This window comes from Paenibacillus sp. JT22N7 (assembly GCF_059383875.1).
In genome coordinates, this window is sequence record NZ_JBXENY010000006.1 from 315,053 (window position 1) to 331,764 (window position 16,712).

Consider the following 16,712-nt stretch of genomic DNA (forward strand, 5'->3'; position numbering starts at 1 on the left):
CTTCTTCTTTGAAAATCATACCGATCCTTTTCAATCTGTTATGGCTGCCCAGCTTCAAGCGGCAGAGTGATTTCTATTCGCGTTCCCGTCCCTTCACCCGCACGAATGGCGAAGTCAAAACGATTCTGGTAACACAGCTTTAGACGGTAATAGGCGTTTTTCATGCCAACTCGCTCGCCTATATCGTCATTTTCCTCCAAATACTGAAACAGCTCATCGAGCTTGGCCTGGGACATGCCGATACCATTGTCGTCTAATCTGATATGAAGCTTGTCCTCCCGCTCGGTGACAGAGATCGCAATGATGCCTTTGTCGGGACTCGATTCAATTCCATGGATACTGGCATTCTCCACAAAAGGCAAAATGACCATCTTTGGAATTCGACGGTTAAGTGCTGTCGGATCTGCTACTATGCTGTAGTCCAGCTTGCCGCCAAAGCGGTATTGCTGAATTTCCAGAAAGCTGCCTATCAGCTCCAATTCCTCACGCACCGTCACGTATTTTCGGCTCCAAGAGATGGACTGGCGGAACATTTGAGCCATATGATGGATGATTTTTGCTGTTTCCCGCTCCCCCTTGATGACGCTCCTCATGCGGACAGATTCCAAGGCGTTAAATAGAAAATGGGGATTGATCTGGCTGTGCAAGGCATGAAGCTGCGCCTGCTGCTGCTTCAGCTCCAGATCCTTCTTTTGGATATCCGCAATATAAACCTCATTAATTAAATTATTAATAGTTTCCATCATTCGATTGAATTCCATCGTTAGCTGGCCGATTTCGTCTCTGGCATCTTCGTAGGGAATCGTCTGAAAGGTTTGCGTTTTCACCTTCTTCATATGCTTTAAAATCTGCACCAGCCGTACATGCAGAGACCTCGACATTACAGCAATAATGATAGAGGGCAGCACAAAATTAATGCATGCGAGCCAAATGACAATGGAACGCGAATGGCGGACCTCTCTAAGAAAGACCTCCTCATTTATTACGCCTTGCAGCGTCCACCCCTCCAAATAACTAATCCCATCGTAAGAGGCTTCGAACAAACGGGAATTTCTTGGAAGCGCAATGTCCTCAAACCGGACGTTTGCCTGCTGCCATTGTCCTCCCCGTTCATTGCCAAAGCACACCCGTCCCTCAGGGTCGACCAAATAAACCTTGCCGCCAAAGGCGCTGCTCCCGAATTTTTGGGCGAGCAAGTCCATGTTCAAATCGATTTTCACCAGCTGCTCAATACCGCCGGTGTGGTAATTGTTTAACTGTTGAATGAGGCTGAGTTTGTTGTCCGAATAAACAAAAGCCGGATAAAGAGCGGAAGAGGACTTAGACTGGATATACCAGTCGGACTGCCGAAGCGTTTCGGTCAAGCGATCAATATAGCCTGAAGACAAAACAGTGGGGTTATCTGTATACACCTGATACCAGCGGACACCTTGTACGTTTTGATCAGAAAACGCCCCACTCAGATAAGACTGATAAGTATTAATGTAATCCATCTGACTGGAAAAACGTCTGGCAACTGTTTTGTTAAAGATGGGATCAGCATATAGGGAATAGGACAAACCAACGCCTTGGTCAATCGTTACGCGCAAATCGTTTTTGAGATTGTTTAACGCCATGTCCGCATCCCGGTTTTTTTGGCTGCGAATATTGACTGTGGTCACGTTATAGAACACCACATTAGTGACAACGATAGGGATAAATACCGACAGTATGTACATAAGCAGCAGCTTGTCGCGCAGTTTCATGTAGTTCAAATTGAATTTCATCATTGGGGCAACCTCTATTCTTTAATATTCAGCATATTGCGATATTCTGTCGGAGATCGTTTTTCCAGCTTCTCGAACTGGGTGACAAAATAATCCGCATTCTGAAAGCCGACTCTGGCGGCAATTTCGTACATGCGCAGGTCAGTCTGCCGAAGCAGCTTTTTAGCTTCCTTTACCCGAAGCTCCAATACATATTCATTAAAATAAACGCCATAGTTTTTACGAAAAAGCCGGCCTAGATACAAGGCATTCATATAAAACCTTGCTGCGATGCATTTAAGACTGATATTTTCGCTATAATGGGCGTCAATATAGTTTTTAATCTGCTTGATGCTGCTCCTGGACCACTCCTGACGCAGCAACGCAATGTACTCCTCCGCTTCCGCAAGCGCCAGCATGAAATGCTCCTCCAACAGCTGTAAGCTCCAATTGCCGTGTTCCCGTTCAGCCAGTTCCTTTAGCCGCCGAACTTCCTCCTCGCTGCCGTCCATTTCCTTAATTACGGCTATAATTCCGGTGATGCATCGGGAGAGAGACCCTGTTACGGCTTGCGGAGTGAAACGCTGCTCACGGAACAATCGAAACATGCCCTCCGCCGTTTGGCGGTATGCTTCCCTGCTCCCTTCTTCCAGCTGCAAGATCAGCTTGTTTGAAATGTCTGGACTAATATCAAAAACATACAAAGGCCTATTATTAATTTTTGCGTACCAAATTACGCCGCGTTCGGCATACTTGTGCCGGGCCGCTTCGCTAGCCTCCAGAAAGGAACGGCGAAGCTCTGCTACATGATCGACGGAATTGCCCGCATAAATGCCGATGTCGACGCTCAGGCGACGGGAAAGGGCTGTGCGAAGCCTTTCCAGAAACGGCCCGATTCCGCCAGCTCTGTTATGCATCCAGTCCACGTTTAACAGCAGCCCAAACTTGCCCGGCTGCAGCTCGATGACGGGAATATCTCCTCTTTGCTCCTCAAGAGAGTGCAGTGCTTCCTGAAATGTCCTCATATCGGCCAGCTGCTCCTGCGGAGCGGCATAAACGTCGACCAAGACATACATCATGCTTGCCCCTTCTGGCATGCCCAGCATCGAAGAATATTGCTCCGCCTCCTTTCTATTCAAAGCTCCCTGCATCAGCGCTTCTAGAATGGGGTTGCCTGCCTGTTTGTCTCCGGCCAGCAAAGCCTTTTTTCGCTCTCCGATGCTGTAGGTCAGCTTCCGTAAAACTGCCGTTATTTCCTCTTCATCAATAGGCTTCATAATATAGTCATGTACCCCATAGCGCAGAGCCTGCTGCGCATATTTAAAGTCGTTATAGCCGCTAATGATGATGAAGACCGGGTCAAGCTGGGTATTCTCCTTCACACTTCGGATCAGGTCAAGCCCATCCACGAGCGGCATGCGTATGTCCGTAATGACTAAATCCGGCTCCAAATCCTCAATCATTTCCAGCGCTTCCTTGCCATTGTTTGCCTCCCCTACTACAATGAACTTCATTTCTTCCCATGGGATGAGTTCCATCAGCCCTTTCCGAACAAACACCTCATCGTCTGTCAGCAGTACTTTGAGCATTGTCCATTATCCCTTCCTTCATTAAAAATAGAAGCCCTCTCATTTGTAAGCGCTATCAAATAAATCAAAATGATAAAAAACCCCCTAAATAATCTTTGCGGATATGCGCGGATTTGGGAGTTTTAGTGAGGCACAGTATATAGCAATGGTACAAATGGTTGACGAAGTGAATGCGGGCGCCTTGCCCAACACCATACTCATGTTAACACATTTACATATTTTATCCAATTAGAAAAACAACTTCCAAGAGGCTCTTTTAAGCAACGCTAGTAATTTATATGGAGGTCGCGCTTTAGAATGTGATATAATTTAATTTATTTAAATACATAATTTAGAAATGAATCGAATGATTGCAGAGGTCCTCAGTCCTATGAAAAATTACATCGCTCATCAAGCGGAAACCTTTATTCTTAGTAAATATACAAGCCGCTTCTTATTCGGAATCGCATTTCTTGCTGTCATTGCGGCCGACTTTTGTTTCGAAAATTACATATTGTTTCAGTTTGCTTATTTAATGCTCAGCTTACTGGTAGGCCTTTCTTTTTGGAAGGAAGCCTGGATTCGTAGCGTGCTCGTCGTTCTTATCGTTTTCTTTAGAGTTTATTTGGAGCGGCAGCCGGCATTTCTCATTCAAGATGAATTCCTCTTGAGAGTCTTCACTTTAGTCGTTACGTATTTCTTAACCTCCTCTTCTATTTCGTTTATGATTTTGTATTACAATAGACAGAAGCAAAATATGCTTCAGCTCACCTTTACACTAGCTAAAGCCTTGGATTCAAGGGATCATTATACGGCTGATCACTCCGATAACGTGGCTTATTACTCGAGGAAAATTGCTGAAGAAATGAAGATGTCCAAGCTGGCATGCGAACGCATTTATATTGGCGGAATTCTTCACGATATTGGGAAGATCGGTGTACCCGAGCATATTCTCCTCAAACCATCCCGATTAACGGACGGAGAATTTGAAATTATTAAGGAGCATCCTAATACGGGTTATGAAATGCTAAGTCATATTTCCCATCTTAAACGCTCCGGCATTTTGGATATGATTCTTCATCATCATGAAAGATTTGACGGCCGCGGCTATCCGAGCCGCATTGGACAGAGCGAAATTCCGATTGCAGCTAGAATTATGGCTGTTGCTGATACGTTCGATGCCATGACCTCTAAGAGGGTGTACAGAGGCGAGCTCGATGTTGAGTTTGCGATAGAGGAAATTCGGAAAAATGCTGGAACCCAATTTGATCCCGATGTAGTCAAAGCCTTTATGAACATCTGGAAGCGGGAAGGTCCGAAACTATTATCCAAGCATTCTGCTAAGCCAACCATAGAGCAACCCTTAAATAAAGAAACAGCTGCAGTCTCGGACCTGAAAATAACGTCCTAGACCGCAGCTGTTTTATTTTTCCTGCTTTAGCTTTACGATATGCTCATTCTCATGAATATGAATGCCTGCCTGATTGCTTTTCGCTGCAAAAATCATGGCTTTGGCAACAGTACTGGCCTGCACAGGAGCATATTTTCTGAGCGGTCCCGAAAACAATGGAGAAAGCAAGACCGACAACGATGCGGCGATTCGTTCCCCGAACCGGAATTCCTCCCGCTCTCCAAGCAGCAGCGAAGGACGGAGTATATGCAAAACCGGAAGCTTGAGACTGCTCAGCGCTTCTTCCACTTCCCCCTTCACACGATTATAGAAGGCTCGCGATGATGGATTTGCCCCGATTGCAGATACAAGCAATAGCTGTCTTGCTCCTTGCCTGCTCGCCAATTGTCCAAGCGATAGCGGGTATTGATAGTCTACTTTTCGAAAAGCATCCTGACTCCCAGCCTTCTTGATTGTGGTACCGAGTGTGCAAAACACATCTGCACCGCCCATCTGTACATCAGCTTGCTGCAATTGGTCAAAATCGATGATTTGCTCTACGAGCTTTGGATGCACCATGCCCGTTGGCCGCCGAACAAGAATCGTTACGGCCCTATATGCCACATCGTTAAGCAACAATTGAACCAGCTCTTTGCCAATTAAGCCTGTGGCTCCCGCCACTACAGCTGTTCTGTTCATTTGACTGCCCCCCTTTTTTTCAAGATCAATCAAACCGATTACTTGCCTTCTTGAACGAAATGTTCAATGCGTTGTTTAATTGAATCGCGAACGATACGGAACTGAGCGATGATCTCTTCCTCTGTTCCTGCTGCTTTTGCCGGATCATCAAAGCCCCAGTGCCATTTGGTCACGTTCGGATTGGAAACGACAGGACAATGCTCGTCTGCGTGCCCACAAAGAGTAATGACATAATCAGCATGATTTAGAATTCCAGGGTCAATGACATCGGACGTATGGCTGCTAATATCGACACCCGCTTCTTTCATCACTTGAACGGCACCCGGATTTAAGCCATGTGCTTCAAGCCCCGCGCTTTTCACTTCATATTTATCCCCGCCCACTAATTTCAAAAAACCATCGGCCATTTGGCTTCTGCAAGAGTTCCCTGTGCACAAAAAATAAATAAGTGGTTTTTTCCCCATTTTCTAATCCCCTTTTTCAATATGGATGGCTTGCTTTTTTACCCAGCCATTTCATCAAGACCGCTGTAAGCAACACGATGACGGCAGCTACCAAAACAGTGGAAATCCAGATGTTAAGGTTTACTGTGTAGATGAAATATAGCCATGCAGACAACCCCGCAAGCGTAATAAATAGGGTTGGTACCGTTAATAAAATACCGATCTTAAAATAGTACCCCCAGCTAATTTTCACTTCTTTGCGCGAAAGCACATGAAGCCATAGAAGAGTGGCGAGTGAACCAATCGGTGTAATCTTCGGACCTAAATCAGAGCCAATCACATTAGCGTAAATCAATGCTTCACGGAGCATCCCTTCCGTTTGGGTTCCATTTATAGCTAACGCGTCAATCATGACTGTCGGCATATTATTCATTAAGGAAGACAATATCGCGGCAATGAAGCCCATTCCCACCGTGGCCATAAACAATCCCTTATCCGCAACCGTTTGAAGCACACTTCCAAGGGCATCCGTCAGTCCCGCATTTCGCAAGCCATATACGACAACATACATGCCCAAGGAGAAAATGACGACCGTCCATGGAGCTTCCTTTATCAGCTTTTTCGTATGAATGATTGGACTGTTGCGGGCTGCAATAAGAAATCCGCCAGCAGCTATACCCGCTACAATCGAAACCGGAATGGAGAAGAATTCGCTGCCGAAATACGCCAACAGTAATACAGCTAAAATGATCCAGGAAAGCTTGAATAGTCTCTTATCCTTGATGGCATCAACTGGCTTCTTTAATTGAGCTAGCTCGTAATTTTTCGGTATGCTGTTTCTAAACAACAGGTAGAGCATGATTAAGCTTGCAATAATGGAGAAGAAGCCCGGAACGATCATACGGCTGGCATACTCTGCAAACCCGATTCCAAAATAATCGGCAGATACGATATTAACTAAATTACTCACAACTAGAGGCAAAGAAGCAGTGTCTGCAATAAACCCGCTCGCCATAATAAAAGGCAAAATCATTTTATGTTCAAATTTCAAAGCCCTCACCATGGAAAGCACGATCGGGGTAATAATTAATGCGGCACCGTCGTTTGCAAAAAATGCAGCTACAGCAGCTCCAAGCAAAATGACATACACAAACATAAGCTTGCCATTCCCTTTTGCGAGACGGGCCATATGCAGCGCTGCCCATTCAAAAAGACCAATTTCGTCTAAAATCAGCGAAATTAAAATGATTGCTACAAAGGCAAGGGTAGCATTCCATACAAGCCCTGCAACCGCGCCAACATCAGCGAAGCTCACCACTCCCATGAGAAGTGCAAGCACCGCTCCGGCCGTTGCCGACCAGCCAATGCTTAATCCCTTCGGTTGCCAAATGACAAATACAAGGGTGAGCAGAAAAATGACAACGGCAATGACAGTCATGTCTCCCCCTGAATGCCGCAGCTGTTATTTTTCAAGCCTGCTATTTGTGCTTTCATGGTAGGTAAATATTCATAAACACATTGTACGTAGGCTTCCGCTTCCGGGTTTAAAGAATAATAGACCCACTGCCCCTTTTTCTTTTCACTCAGCAGCCCTGCTGCTTTCAGCTTTCGAAGGTGCTGGCTGGCGTTCGGCTGTGACATCCCAATCATTTCGGTTATATCACAGACACAAAGCTCCCGTTCTTTCAACAAAGCAATGATGGTTAACCGTGTTTTATCCGCTAACAATTTATAGGCTTCCGCCATCTGATGAATTTTTTGTTCCATATTTTGTTCCATATGCGGCACCTCCCTATATGTCTAATTAACTAATCCTCATGGCGTAATCATATAATCAAACACTTATATAATCAATGGCGAATATGTTAAGCTTTTGTAAAGTCGGAAAAAAAAGAACAGCCAAGTGAAATCAGGCGTGAATGCCTGATTTCACTTGGCTTGCAGTCAAAAATCTTCCGTTATCCCTTCACACCGCCAACTGTCATCCCTTGTACAAAATACTTTTGCAGAAATGGGTAAACGATAATAATCGGCAGACTGGCAACAATCGTCATCGTTGCTCGAATGGAAGTCGGTGTCACCATCGTTACATTGCCCTGCGCATTGGCAAAGGCATCAGCTGCTGATCCGCCCGTGCTGGTAGTGGTGCTTGACGTTGAGAGTACCTTCATCAGTTCATATTGCAGTGTGCTTAGATTAATACTGGAAGAATTATATAGAAAAACATCAAACCAGGAGTTCCATTGATAAACCGCTACAAATAGCGAAACCGTCGCGAGGGCTGGTACTGTAAGTGGCAGAACAATTCGCATAAACGTCGTAAAGTCCCCAGCGCCATCCATTCTTGCCGACTCCATAATTCCTTCGGGCAAGCCTTCTATAAAGGAACGAATGACAATCATGTTAAACACACCGATAATTCCGGGAATAATATATACCCAAAAGGTGTTCAGCAAGTCCAGCTCTTTCGTCAGCAAGTAGTTCGGAATTAAACCTCCGCTAAAATACATCGTAAAAATAAAAATGATCGTCACAAACTTTTTGAAAACATATTCAGGGCGACTGATTGTATAGGCTAGCATCGCTGTACAAAACACAGAGACTACCGTCCCCACTATCGTGCGCGCTACAGAAATAAAGGTCGCATGAAAAATAGAGGACTCATTGAAGATGTATTCATAATTTCGCAGCGTCCAATCACGAGGCCAAATATAGATATTCCCACGTATGGAATCATTGGCATCATTAAATGAAAGAGCAAACATATTCAAAAAAGGATACAGCGTTACAACGATCAGCAATAGCATAAAAATGATATTGCACACATCGAATATTTTATCTGGGGAAGAAAAGTATGCTTTACGAGTTGATTTGGCTTGACTCATAGTGATCGCCTCCTTGCACATGATTAGTAGAGCCTGCTTTGACCCAACCGTTTCGCAATATGGTTCGCTGCGATCAGAAAGATAAAGCTGACAACCGTTTTAAACATACCGGCTGCAGTTGCCAAACCATAGTTATTCATCTGCATGCCATATTTCAAAACGAATATATCAAGATTTTCTGAATAGTCCACGTTCATGCTATTGCCGAGCAAGTATTGCGGCTCAAATCCGGATTCAAGAATAAATCCAAGATTCATAATTAATAAAATGACAATAACCGGTCTCATGCCAGGAAGCGTAATATGCCAAATACGCTGAAAACGTGATGCTCCATCCATTTCTGCCGCTTCATATTGCGCAGGGTCAATCGTTAAAATGGCAGCGAGATAGATGATGGTGTTCCAGCCTACATTTTTCCAAATTTCAGATATCCCAAGAATGCCCCAGAAATATTCTCCTTTACCTAACCAGAGAATAGGCTGGTCAATCAACTGCAGCTTCAGCAGCAGGATGTTGACAATACCTTCGGGAGAAAGTGCGGTTTGCACAATGTTTGCCGCAACAACCCAGGAAATAAAATGGGGTAAATAGCTAATCGTTTGCACCGTTCTTTTGAAATAAACGCTGCGCAGCTCATTAAGCAGCAGTGCTAATACAATGGCTGTTAAAAATCCTAATACGAGATTAATGGAACTCATAACAATCGTGTTGCGCAGTACGAGATAAAAGGCCTCTTCTTTAAATAAAAACGTGAAGTTATCAAGCCCTACCCAGGTTTGATCAAAAATATCCTTAGCCGGCTTGAACTTTTGAAAAGCGATCGTCCAGCCCCAAAGCGGAACGTACTTGAATAAAATGACCCAAGCTAAAAATGGCAAAGACATCAGCATTAGCATTTTCTGCTTGGATAGTCTTTTCAATAAGTTTGTTTTGTGCAAGTGGCCAGTAGCCGTTGCTACAATTAGCTCAGTCTGTTTCCCCACTCCAGATGTCTCCTTTATATATAAATTTCTAATAATACAAAATTTTGGAATAAAAAGGCGGAGTTAACCCCACCTTTTCCTAGCCTCATCTCATATTCGATACCTATTCAAGCTTACCAATTACCTGCAACACGTTCCTTCACCTTGTTTGTAATAAATGCTTCAAAGCCAGCAACGTCCAGCTTGCCAAATTCTTTCACATACTCATTCCAGATGGATTCATAAGCTGACTTAGATGCAAACACCAGTTTCGGATAGTATTTCTTTTGCAAATCTTCGGATTTTTGATTGAAAATCTGTTCGGGAGAGCCTTGCTCTTTCAAAATACTCCACGCAGGATACCATGGTCGTTCTATCGGCTGCGCAAACATTTTGGAGAAGGTTTCCACATGATAGGCATCAAGCAATAACAGATCACCTTCTGTATAATTCGCGGCCGCTACTTCGGGCTGATTGCCTACAGTGTAGGAATTGCCATCCTCAAATATAGAGTTGCTGCCATAACGCGGCCATTCATAATCAAAATACGCCCATCCGTAGGAACGTTTAAACTCATTGTCATTACGATTGGCAAGCTGTTCCTTATCCATTACGAAGCGGCCTTCTTCATTCACGGAATAGGTTTCACCTTCTTGCCCCCATTGAACCAGCTTCTGATTTTCTTCGGTCAACAGGTTGTCCCAATATTTAATAATACGGACAGGGTCCTTTGCACTAACGGAAATCCCGATCCCGCGATTGTTGACAAATGCAGGCGGATCGATGTAAGCATCTTTAATACTTTCGTCGAAAACGATTGGGAGCCCTACATAACGAAGATCGTCATTGCCAGCAGCTTTAAGGTTGTTAGTAGCATCTCCTGTCTGCCACCCATAGTTGAAATATCCAAGTACACGACCGGAAGTAAGCTTTGCAAGATACTGGTCCTTGTTAGCTGTAAAGGTCTCTGGATCAAGCAAGCCTTTGCTGTTTATATCGTTCAAGGCAGTCAGCCATTTCTTCTCGTAATCCGAGGCTGCATAAACTTTAGCTTCATGGGTGTTCATATCAACCATTACGTTGCCGTCGTTTGGATATCCGGCTAAATGCATAGGCACGTTCGTAATCGAGTAGAAATCACCTGACACACCAGCGGATGTTATGAATCCGATTGTACTTTTACCGTCCATCGTAGGATATTTGGCTTGATATTTCTCAATCAGCTCAAAATATTGATCGAGTGTCTTCACTTCTGGGTAGCCAAATTCCTTCAATACGCGGCGCTGAATCCAGAAAGCGCCTTGCCCAACGTCCGGCTCAGTCAAATATCCGTTGACATTGGCGGTATATGGAAGAATATAAATATTTCCGTCCTCGCTCTTGATTTTATCCATGTAATCGCCATATACCCGCTTAATGTTCGGGGCATGCTCCTCGATTAAATCATTTAGCGGAATAAGCGCTCCTGCATCAATCAGCTTTTCAAGCTCCGCAACTGGTGATATGACGTCGGGATATTCTCCTCCGGCAATCATAACGCCAGATTTTGTGCTCGCATCGCCGACGACAAATTCCATCTTCCAGTCTACACCTGTTTGTTGTTGAAGCACCTTGCCAATGGTCGTGTCGCTGGCAAGCACATCCTTGTTCGAACCGAAGCCAAAGTAAGTAAAGGTCACCGGCTCTGTACTTACTTCGGAGCCCTCCGCCTTACCTGCCTCCTTGTTTCCAGCGTTCTTTTCTCCATCATTACTGCAGCCTGCAATAAGCATTGCCGAAGCCATTATAATTGCCATACTTGTCTTTAGCCATTTCTTGTTGATCATAACTTTGTCCCCTTTCTTGCCACAATAAATGTAAGCACTTTCATTATAAAAGAAATGAGGGCGCAATGTTACACCGCAAACCTTAGAATATTCTTCGTAAAGTAAAGGATCTAATAGGCTGATTTAATGACTTGCATTTCCCATTGGCAAGCGCAACATAATACGTGTGCCTTTCCCCGCATGACTGTTAATCGTATAATCAAACGCATCGCCGTAGCAAAGTTTCAAACGTGTTAACACATTTTTCATGCCTACTGAATCGCCCATTGTAACATCCTCGGAAAAGTAATGATGCAGCTCCTCCAATTTTTCTTCGCTCATGCCGCCGCCATTGTCGGCAATAACAAATAATATTCGTCCCTTATCTTGTCCAATTTGAATGGTAATAAAGCCTATTCCGGGACTGCTTTCAATGCCGTGAATGCTGGCATTTTCTACGAATGGCAACAAAGTCATCTTCGGTATTTCGTATTCCAATAAGGATTGTTCAACAGCAATTTGAAACTGAAGCTTATTGTCAAACCGATACTTTTGGATTTCCAAGAAGCTTTCAATCAATTCCAGTTCATCACGTATCGTAACGAAGCTGCGCTTCCACGAAATCGACTTGCGAAATATTTTAGCCATATTATGGATGGTGTTGGCCGTTTCTGATTCTCCCTTCATCAGGCTTCGCATACGGACCGTTTCCAGTGCATTAAACAAAAAATGAGGATTGATTTGGCTGTGCAGCGCATGAAGCTGTGCCTGTCTTTGACGTATTTCCAGCTCTTTTTTTTGAATATCCGCTACATAAACATCATTAATTAAATTTTCTATTCGCTCGCTCATCCGATTAAATTCAACAGCAAGCTCGCCTATCTCATCCCTTTCCCGATTATAGGGGATTCTTCCAATCGTTTTATTCCTCACTGACTTCATGTGCACTAAAATATCTTTTATTCGTGTATGGATGGAACGGGATACCATCATAATGATGAGGGTAGGGACAAGGAAATTTATGATTGCGAACCACAGAATAAATTGGCCTGACTGCCGCACCTCATACAGCATCTTCTTTTCATCCATTACACCATATAACGTCCAGCCTTCCATATAGCGTCTGTCATGATATTGCTTTTGGATGACAATTGGTTTATCCGGCTTATTAATCTCATTGACCGTTAATCCACCGCCTGCTGTTAGCTGGCCGCCCAACTGCCCGTTAACCAGATGGCTGTAGCGAACCTGACCGCTTGGGTCCAAAATATAAATATCACCCTCAAAGCTGGACAATGCTATTAATTGAGCAATGTACTCCATGTTTAGATCAATCTTTATCATATGCTCGTAGGCTTGATAACGCTGATCTGATATTTTCTGGATGACACTGATTTTGTCCGGCGTTACATGTAAAAACGGATACGTATTGTTGTAATATTCCACATGCTGATACCAGTCGCTGGCCAGGATTGCTTCATCAAGTCTGACTATATTGCCAGAGACTAAAATAGTCGGATTGTCACTCATGATTACAGCCGAGCTCAACATTTTATATTCCTTGTCAGAACGATTGAAAATGTTGGAAATCGACGCGAGCGACTCGATATATTGATCGTAGGTTTTATATTCTGTATTCAGATGATGGATGAGCGATTTATCAATGGAATACAAATAGGTAATGCCTGCCGCATCATCAATGGCAACGCCAAGTTCTTTTTTCAACTGCGTAATCGCCAGATCTGCGTCTGCTTTTTTCTGATTTTTAATTTTATTGGTCATGACGTTGTAAAACATAATGTTCGTCAGCACAATGGGGATAAATACGCAGACGATATAGATGAAAATCAGCTTGTTTCGCAGCTTCAAATGATGCAGACTAAATTTGAACACCCCGCATAGCCTCCTTATTTTCTGCCAATGATCTTATTGCGATAATCTGTCGGAGTCATCTTTTCCAATTTTTCAAATTGTGTTGCAAAGTAATCTGAATTCGGAAATCCAACCAGCTCTGCGATTTTATACATACGGTTGTTCGTTTGCCGCAGCAGCCGCTTGGCTTCTTCAATGCGCAGTGAAAGCAAATACTCATTAAAATACATGCCATAGCTTTTGCGAAAGAGCTGGCCGAGATAAACAGGATTCATATAAAATTTTGCTGCGATTCCTTTCAGATTTATATTTTCCGTAAAATTAGCATCAATATATTTTTTTATTTTTTCAATGCTGCCCTTTCCTTTTTCACTTCGCTTTGCGGCAATATAGCCAGCCGATTCTTCTATAAAACGCAAGCATATATGCCGAAGCTGATTCAGGTTGCGGTATTTGTTTGGCCAATCCAGCAGTTCATTCAGCAGCAGCAGCTCCTTCTCGTCCCCTTCAAATTGTCTGATGGTGTTTATGACCGCAATAATGCTCCGTCTGATGGTATTGGCGACTGCGTCTGGAGCAAAACGCAATTCCTGAAATTGATTAAAAATAGTATGGATGACAGCCTCATAGCCCTCACGCACATTCTCTTCCATCTCGGTAATCAATTTGCTGTGCAATTCTTCATCTACGTCAAAATAATATAAGGACAGCGGGAGCATCTCGGATGCCATTATAATACCGCGCGAGCCTGCAGCAAAACGGTAATTCAAGCATTGGCCCGCGCTGCTCCCAGATTGGTCAATGCGCTTAAGATGCTCCTCCCTGCTTCCGATGAATAAACTTATCGTAGTTCCCAGCTCTTTCTCCAGCATATCCAGCAGCCATGCATAAGCCGTATTCTCGTTATCGCCCAATTGCATTAGCCATGCTTGTGGGACAATAAGTCCATACTGATTGTTCTCGCGCACATGAACGAGCGGAAGCGTCCCTTCGCGCTGCATATACCGCTGAAGCGCTGTCTGCATGGCCGGTAAATAATCGAATGATCCCGACGTCTGCATATCCTGTATTTCTGCAATTACATACGTATAAGGAGAGGAGGCTGGAAGCTTCAATATATGGGAAATCTGCTGAATAACCTGCTCGTTGGGCTCTGTCTGCAGCAAAGTTGCGATTATGGTCTGAGCAAGCGGTTTTTCTCCTGTATATGACAAAAGCTGCATTTGATTCAGTGTATTTTCCACCTTTTTCAAAGTGGAACCCAGCTCTTTCTTGTCAACTGGCTTCAAAATATAATCCGACACATTGTAGCGCAAGGCTTGCTGCGCATAAGTGAAATCATGATGGCCGCTTATAATAATAAATAACGGCTGGTGATCCCCCTCCTCCTTCACATGCTTGATCAGTTCGAGACCATCCAGCATAGGCATTCTGATATCAACAATAACCAGATCAGGATTCAGTCGTTCAATTAGCTTAATCGCTTGCTTCCCGTTCTCTGCTTCTCCGCATATTTCGAATTGCATTGCGGCCCAATTCATTAAATTGATCAGACCCTTTCGCACAAATATTTCGTCATCCACAATTAACACCTTATACATAGCTGATCCTCCTCCTAATGTGCAGCCGTCCGTTTTATCCTATGATACCATGCTTAAGATACTAGTCCATTGCTTGAGAACACGTGTCTTAAGTTCTCTTTCTCCCGGTATGCTTCAAAAGTCCGCTTTCGAGTTCGGCTCCTGTATGTAGACTATGAAAACAATCAAATGCCTCGTTACAAATAATAGATTGCGGTCATATATTGTAGCATATACGAGAAAGGGGGTTTGCATATGTCAAACTTCAATTCATCCTCCTGCTCTTGCGGCAATCATAGAGGTGGTAACCGTACGGGCGGCAATCGCACTGGCGGCAGCCGTACGGGAGGTAGCCGTACAGGCGGCAATCGCACTGGTGGCAATCGCACTGGTGGCAATCGCACTGGTGGCAATCGTTCCCGTGGTAACCGCACGGGCGGGGATCGTTCACATGACAATTGCCATGGTCATCGTTCACATGGTCATCGTTCACATGGCCATCGTTCGCATGGTCAACATCACCGCTCGCATGATAACTGCAAACGGGCTGAGCAATTCGATAGAAACTCGGACGACGATTACGAGTAAGCAGCTAAACCATTCACGTACTAAGTACCGACTGTCGCCTTCTTCTGAAGGCGACTCTTTTTGTCTACGCAAAAAAACAGAAAAAAAGAGAGCAAAGAGAACCTTAAACGAGCTTCATCGTCGTTTGAAGGTTCTTCCCCATTCCTTTAAGTCTGCTTATTCATTCTGTATGCACAACGCTGGGCATTAATATACTCGCTTTCAATACTAGTATCATACCATTTCTCCTTAAAAACATAGCCATACGCTTCATCCTGCTGGCACAGAACGTTCAGCGCATCCGTTAGCTGAAGCTCCACCCCGCTTTCGGCATTCAATTGATCAAGAGCGGCAAATATTTTAGATGTCAAAATATATCTGCCCATGACCGCAATATGGGATGGCGGGTTCATTTTGGGTTTCTCGACAATAGAATTAAGTCGATATACCCCGGCTTGAATCTGCTTTCCAGAAATGACCCCATAGTTTTGCAGCAGCTCCCTCTCCACCGACTGCAGTCCGATAACCGGGTGCTTGAACTGCTCGTACAGCTTAATCATTTTGCGCAGCGGAGGGGGTTGCCTCAAGCAAAGCTGATCCGGCAGCAAAACAACAAACGGATCGTCCCCTGCGAATGTTTGTCCCAACTGAACAGCTTGGCCAAGCCCTAGAGCCTGCGGCTGTCTTACATATTGAAAACTGACCTTCGGCGGCTCAATTCCTTGAAGCATATTGCTTTTCTGATGTGTGTTTAAAAACCATTCCAGCTCAATGGAGCGATCAAAATAATCCATAATCTCTGTCTTATTGCGCGAGAGAATAATTAAAATTTCTTTGATCCCGGCATCGATCGCTTCCTGAACAATATAGTCAATGACAGGGCGGCTGTTAATAGGGAACATTTCCTTTGGAATCGCTTTAGTAATCGGCAAGTTGCGAGTCCCGTATCCCGCCGCAGGAATAATCGCTTTAAATACCACTAATATCACCCACTCCCATTGGAATTTCATCCAATATATAGTAACAGCATATTAGCGAAAATCGATTTTGAAGCTTGTCCTCTATGAAAATAAGGCAAATGCGGTAACCCATTTCAATAGACCCCCCGCTTGATTTAATAGATGCAGCAGCCGTGACCATTCTTAACAAAAATCAATATTTTAGTAGTAGTAGTAAATTCGAGAGGAGCGATAGGA

Annotated in this window: 14 protein-coding genes; 2 read left to right on the forward strand and 12 right to left on the reverse strand. The window is 44.1% G+C overall.

Features of this window, described 5'->3' with window-relative positions; all coding sequences use genetic code 11:
* Positions 1-38: 38 nt before the first annotated feature.
* A complete protein-coding gene (locus tag AC50Y5_RS18345; RefSeq protein WP_494862712.1) occupies positions 39-1,769 on the reverse strand; it encodes a sensor histidine kinase in 1,731 nt (576 codons plus the stop codon).
* An 11-nt stretch (positions 1,770-1,780) separates the two neighbouring features.
* Entirely contained in the window at positions 1,781-3,334 is a 1,554-nt protein-coding gene (locus tag AC50Y5_RS18350) for a response regulator (RefSeq protein WP_494862714.1), read from the reverse strand.
* Between the two features lie 370 nt (positions 3,335-3,704).
* Between AC50Y5_RS18350 and AC50Y5_RS18355 the strand changes: the two genes are divergently transcribed.
* Positions 3,705-4,724, forward strand: a complete 1,020-nt coding sequence (locus tag AC50Y5_RS18355; protein ID WP_494862716.1) for an HD-GYP domain-containing protein — start codon at positions 3,705-3,707, stop codon at positions 4,722-4,724.
* A 12-nt stretch (positions 4,725-4,736) separates the two neighbouring features.
* Here AC50Y5_RS18355 and AC50Y5_RS18360 read toward each other — a convergent pair whose 3' ends face one another.
* From AC50Y5_RS18360 to AC50Y5_RS18400, 9 genes are all read right to left on the reverse strand, one after another.
* Entirely contained in the window at positions 4,737-5,402 is a 666-nt protein-coding gene (locus AC50Y5_RS18360; RefSeq protein WP_494862718.1) for an oxidoreductase, read from the reverse strand.
* Between the two features lie 38 nt (positions 5,403-5,440).
* Positions 5,441-5,866, reverse strand: coding sequence for an arsenate reductase (thioredoxin) (gene arsC / locus AC50Y5_RS18365; protein ID WP_494862720.1), 426 nt, complete (start codon positions 5,864-5,866; stop codon positions 5,441-5,443).
* A gap of 16 nt (positions 5,867-5,882) precedes the next feature.
* Positions 5,883-7,283: an arsenic transporter gene (locus tag AC50Y5_RS18370; protein ID WP_494862722.1), complete on the reverse strand. Its 1,401-nt coding sequence runs from the start codon at positions 7,281-7,283 to the stop codon at positions 5,883-5,885.
* Positions 7,280-7,624 (reverse strand): ArsR/SmtB family transcription factor, encoded by a 345-nt coding sequence (locus AC50Y5_RS18375; protein WP_235533115.1) that lies wholly within the window; start codon positions 7,622-7,624, stop codon positions 7,280-7,282. Before AC50Y5_RS18375 ends, AC50Y5_RS18370 begins: the two co-directional genes overlap by 4 nt.
* A 179-nt stretch (positions 7,625-7,803) precedes the next feature.
* Complete coding sequence (locus tag AC50Y5_RS18380; protein ID WP_056033355.1) at positions 7,804-8,730, reverse strand: carbohydrate ABC transporter permease; 927 nt, start codon at positions 8,728-8,730, stop codon at positions 7,804-7,806.
* Between the two features lie 23 nt (positions 8,731-8,753).
* On the reverse strand, positions 8,754-9,626 hold the full coding sequence (locus tag AC50Y5_RS18385) for an ABC transporter permease (RefSeq protein ID WP_494862901.1): 873 nt from the start codon (positions 9,624-9,626) through the stop codon (positions 8,754-8,756).
* 200 nt (positions 9,627-9,826) lie between these two features.
* Positions 9,827-11,518: an ABC transporter substrate-binding protein gene (locus AC50Y5_RS18390; RefSeq protein ID WP_056033352.1), complete on the reverse strand. Its 1,692-nt coding sequence runs from the start codon at positions 11,516-11,518 to the stop codon at positions 9,827-9,829.
* A gap of 123 nt (positions 11,519-11,641) precedes the next feature.
* Positions 11,642-13,390 (reverse strand): sensor histidine kinase, encoded by a 1,749-nt coding sequence (locus tag AC50Y5_RS18395; RefSeq protein ID WP_494862726.1) that lies wholly within the window; start codon positions 13,388-13,390, stop codon positions 11,642-11,644.
* A gap of 14 nt (positions 13,391-13,404) precedes the next feature.
* The gene (locus tag AC50Y5_RS18400) at positions 13,405-14,970 is read right to left on the reverse strand and encodes a response regulator transcription factor (protein WP_494862728.1); all 1,566 of its coding nucleotides are present in this window, start codon (positions 14,968-14,970) and stop codon (positions 13,405-13,407) included.
* Between the two features lie 234 nt (positions 14,971-15,204).
* Here AC50Y5_RS18400 and AC50Y5_RS18405 point away from each other — a divergent pair, with 234 nt between their 5' ends.
* A complete protein-coding gene (locus AC50Y5_RS18405) occupies positions 15,205-15,537 on the forward strand; it encodes a hypothetical protein (protein ID WP_494862730.1) in 333 nt (110 codons plus the stop codon).
* A 146-nt stretch (positions 15,538-15,683) separates the two neighbouring features.
* Here AC50Y5_RS18405 and AC50Y5_RS18410 read toward each other — a convergent pair whose 3' ends face one another.
* Complete coding sequence (locus AC50Y5_RS18410; RefSeq protein WP_494862732.1) at positions 15,684-16,496, reverse strand: UTP--glucose-1-phosphate uridylyltransferase; 813 nt, start codon at positions 16,494-16,496, stop codon at positions 15,684-15,686.
* Between the last annotated feature and the right edge of the window lie 216 nt (positions 16,497-16,712).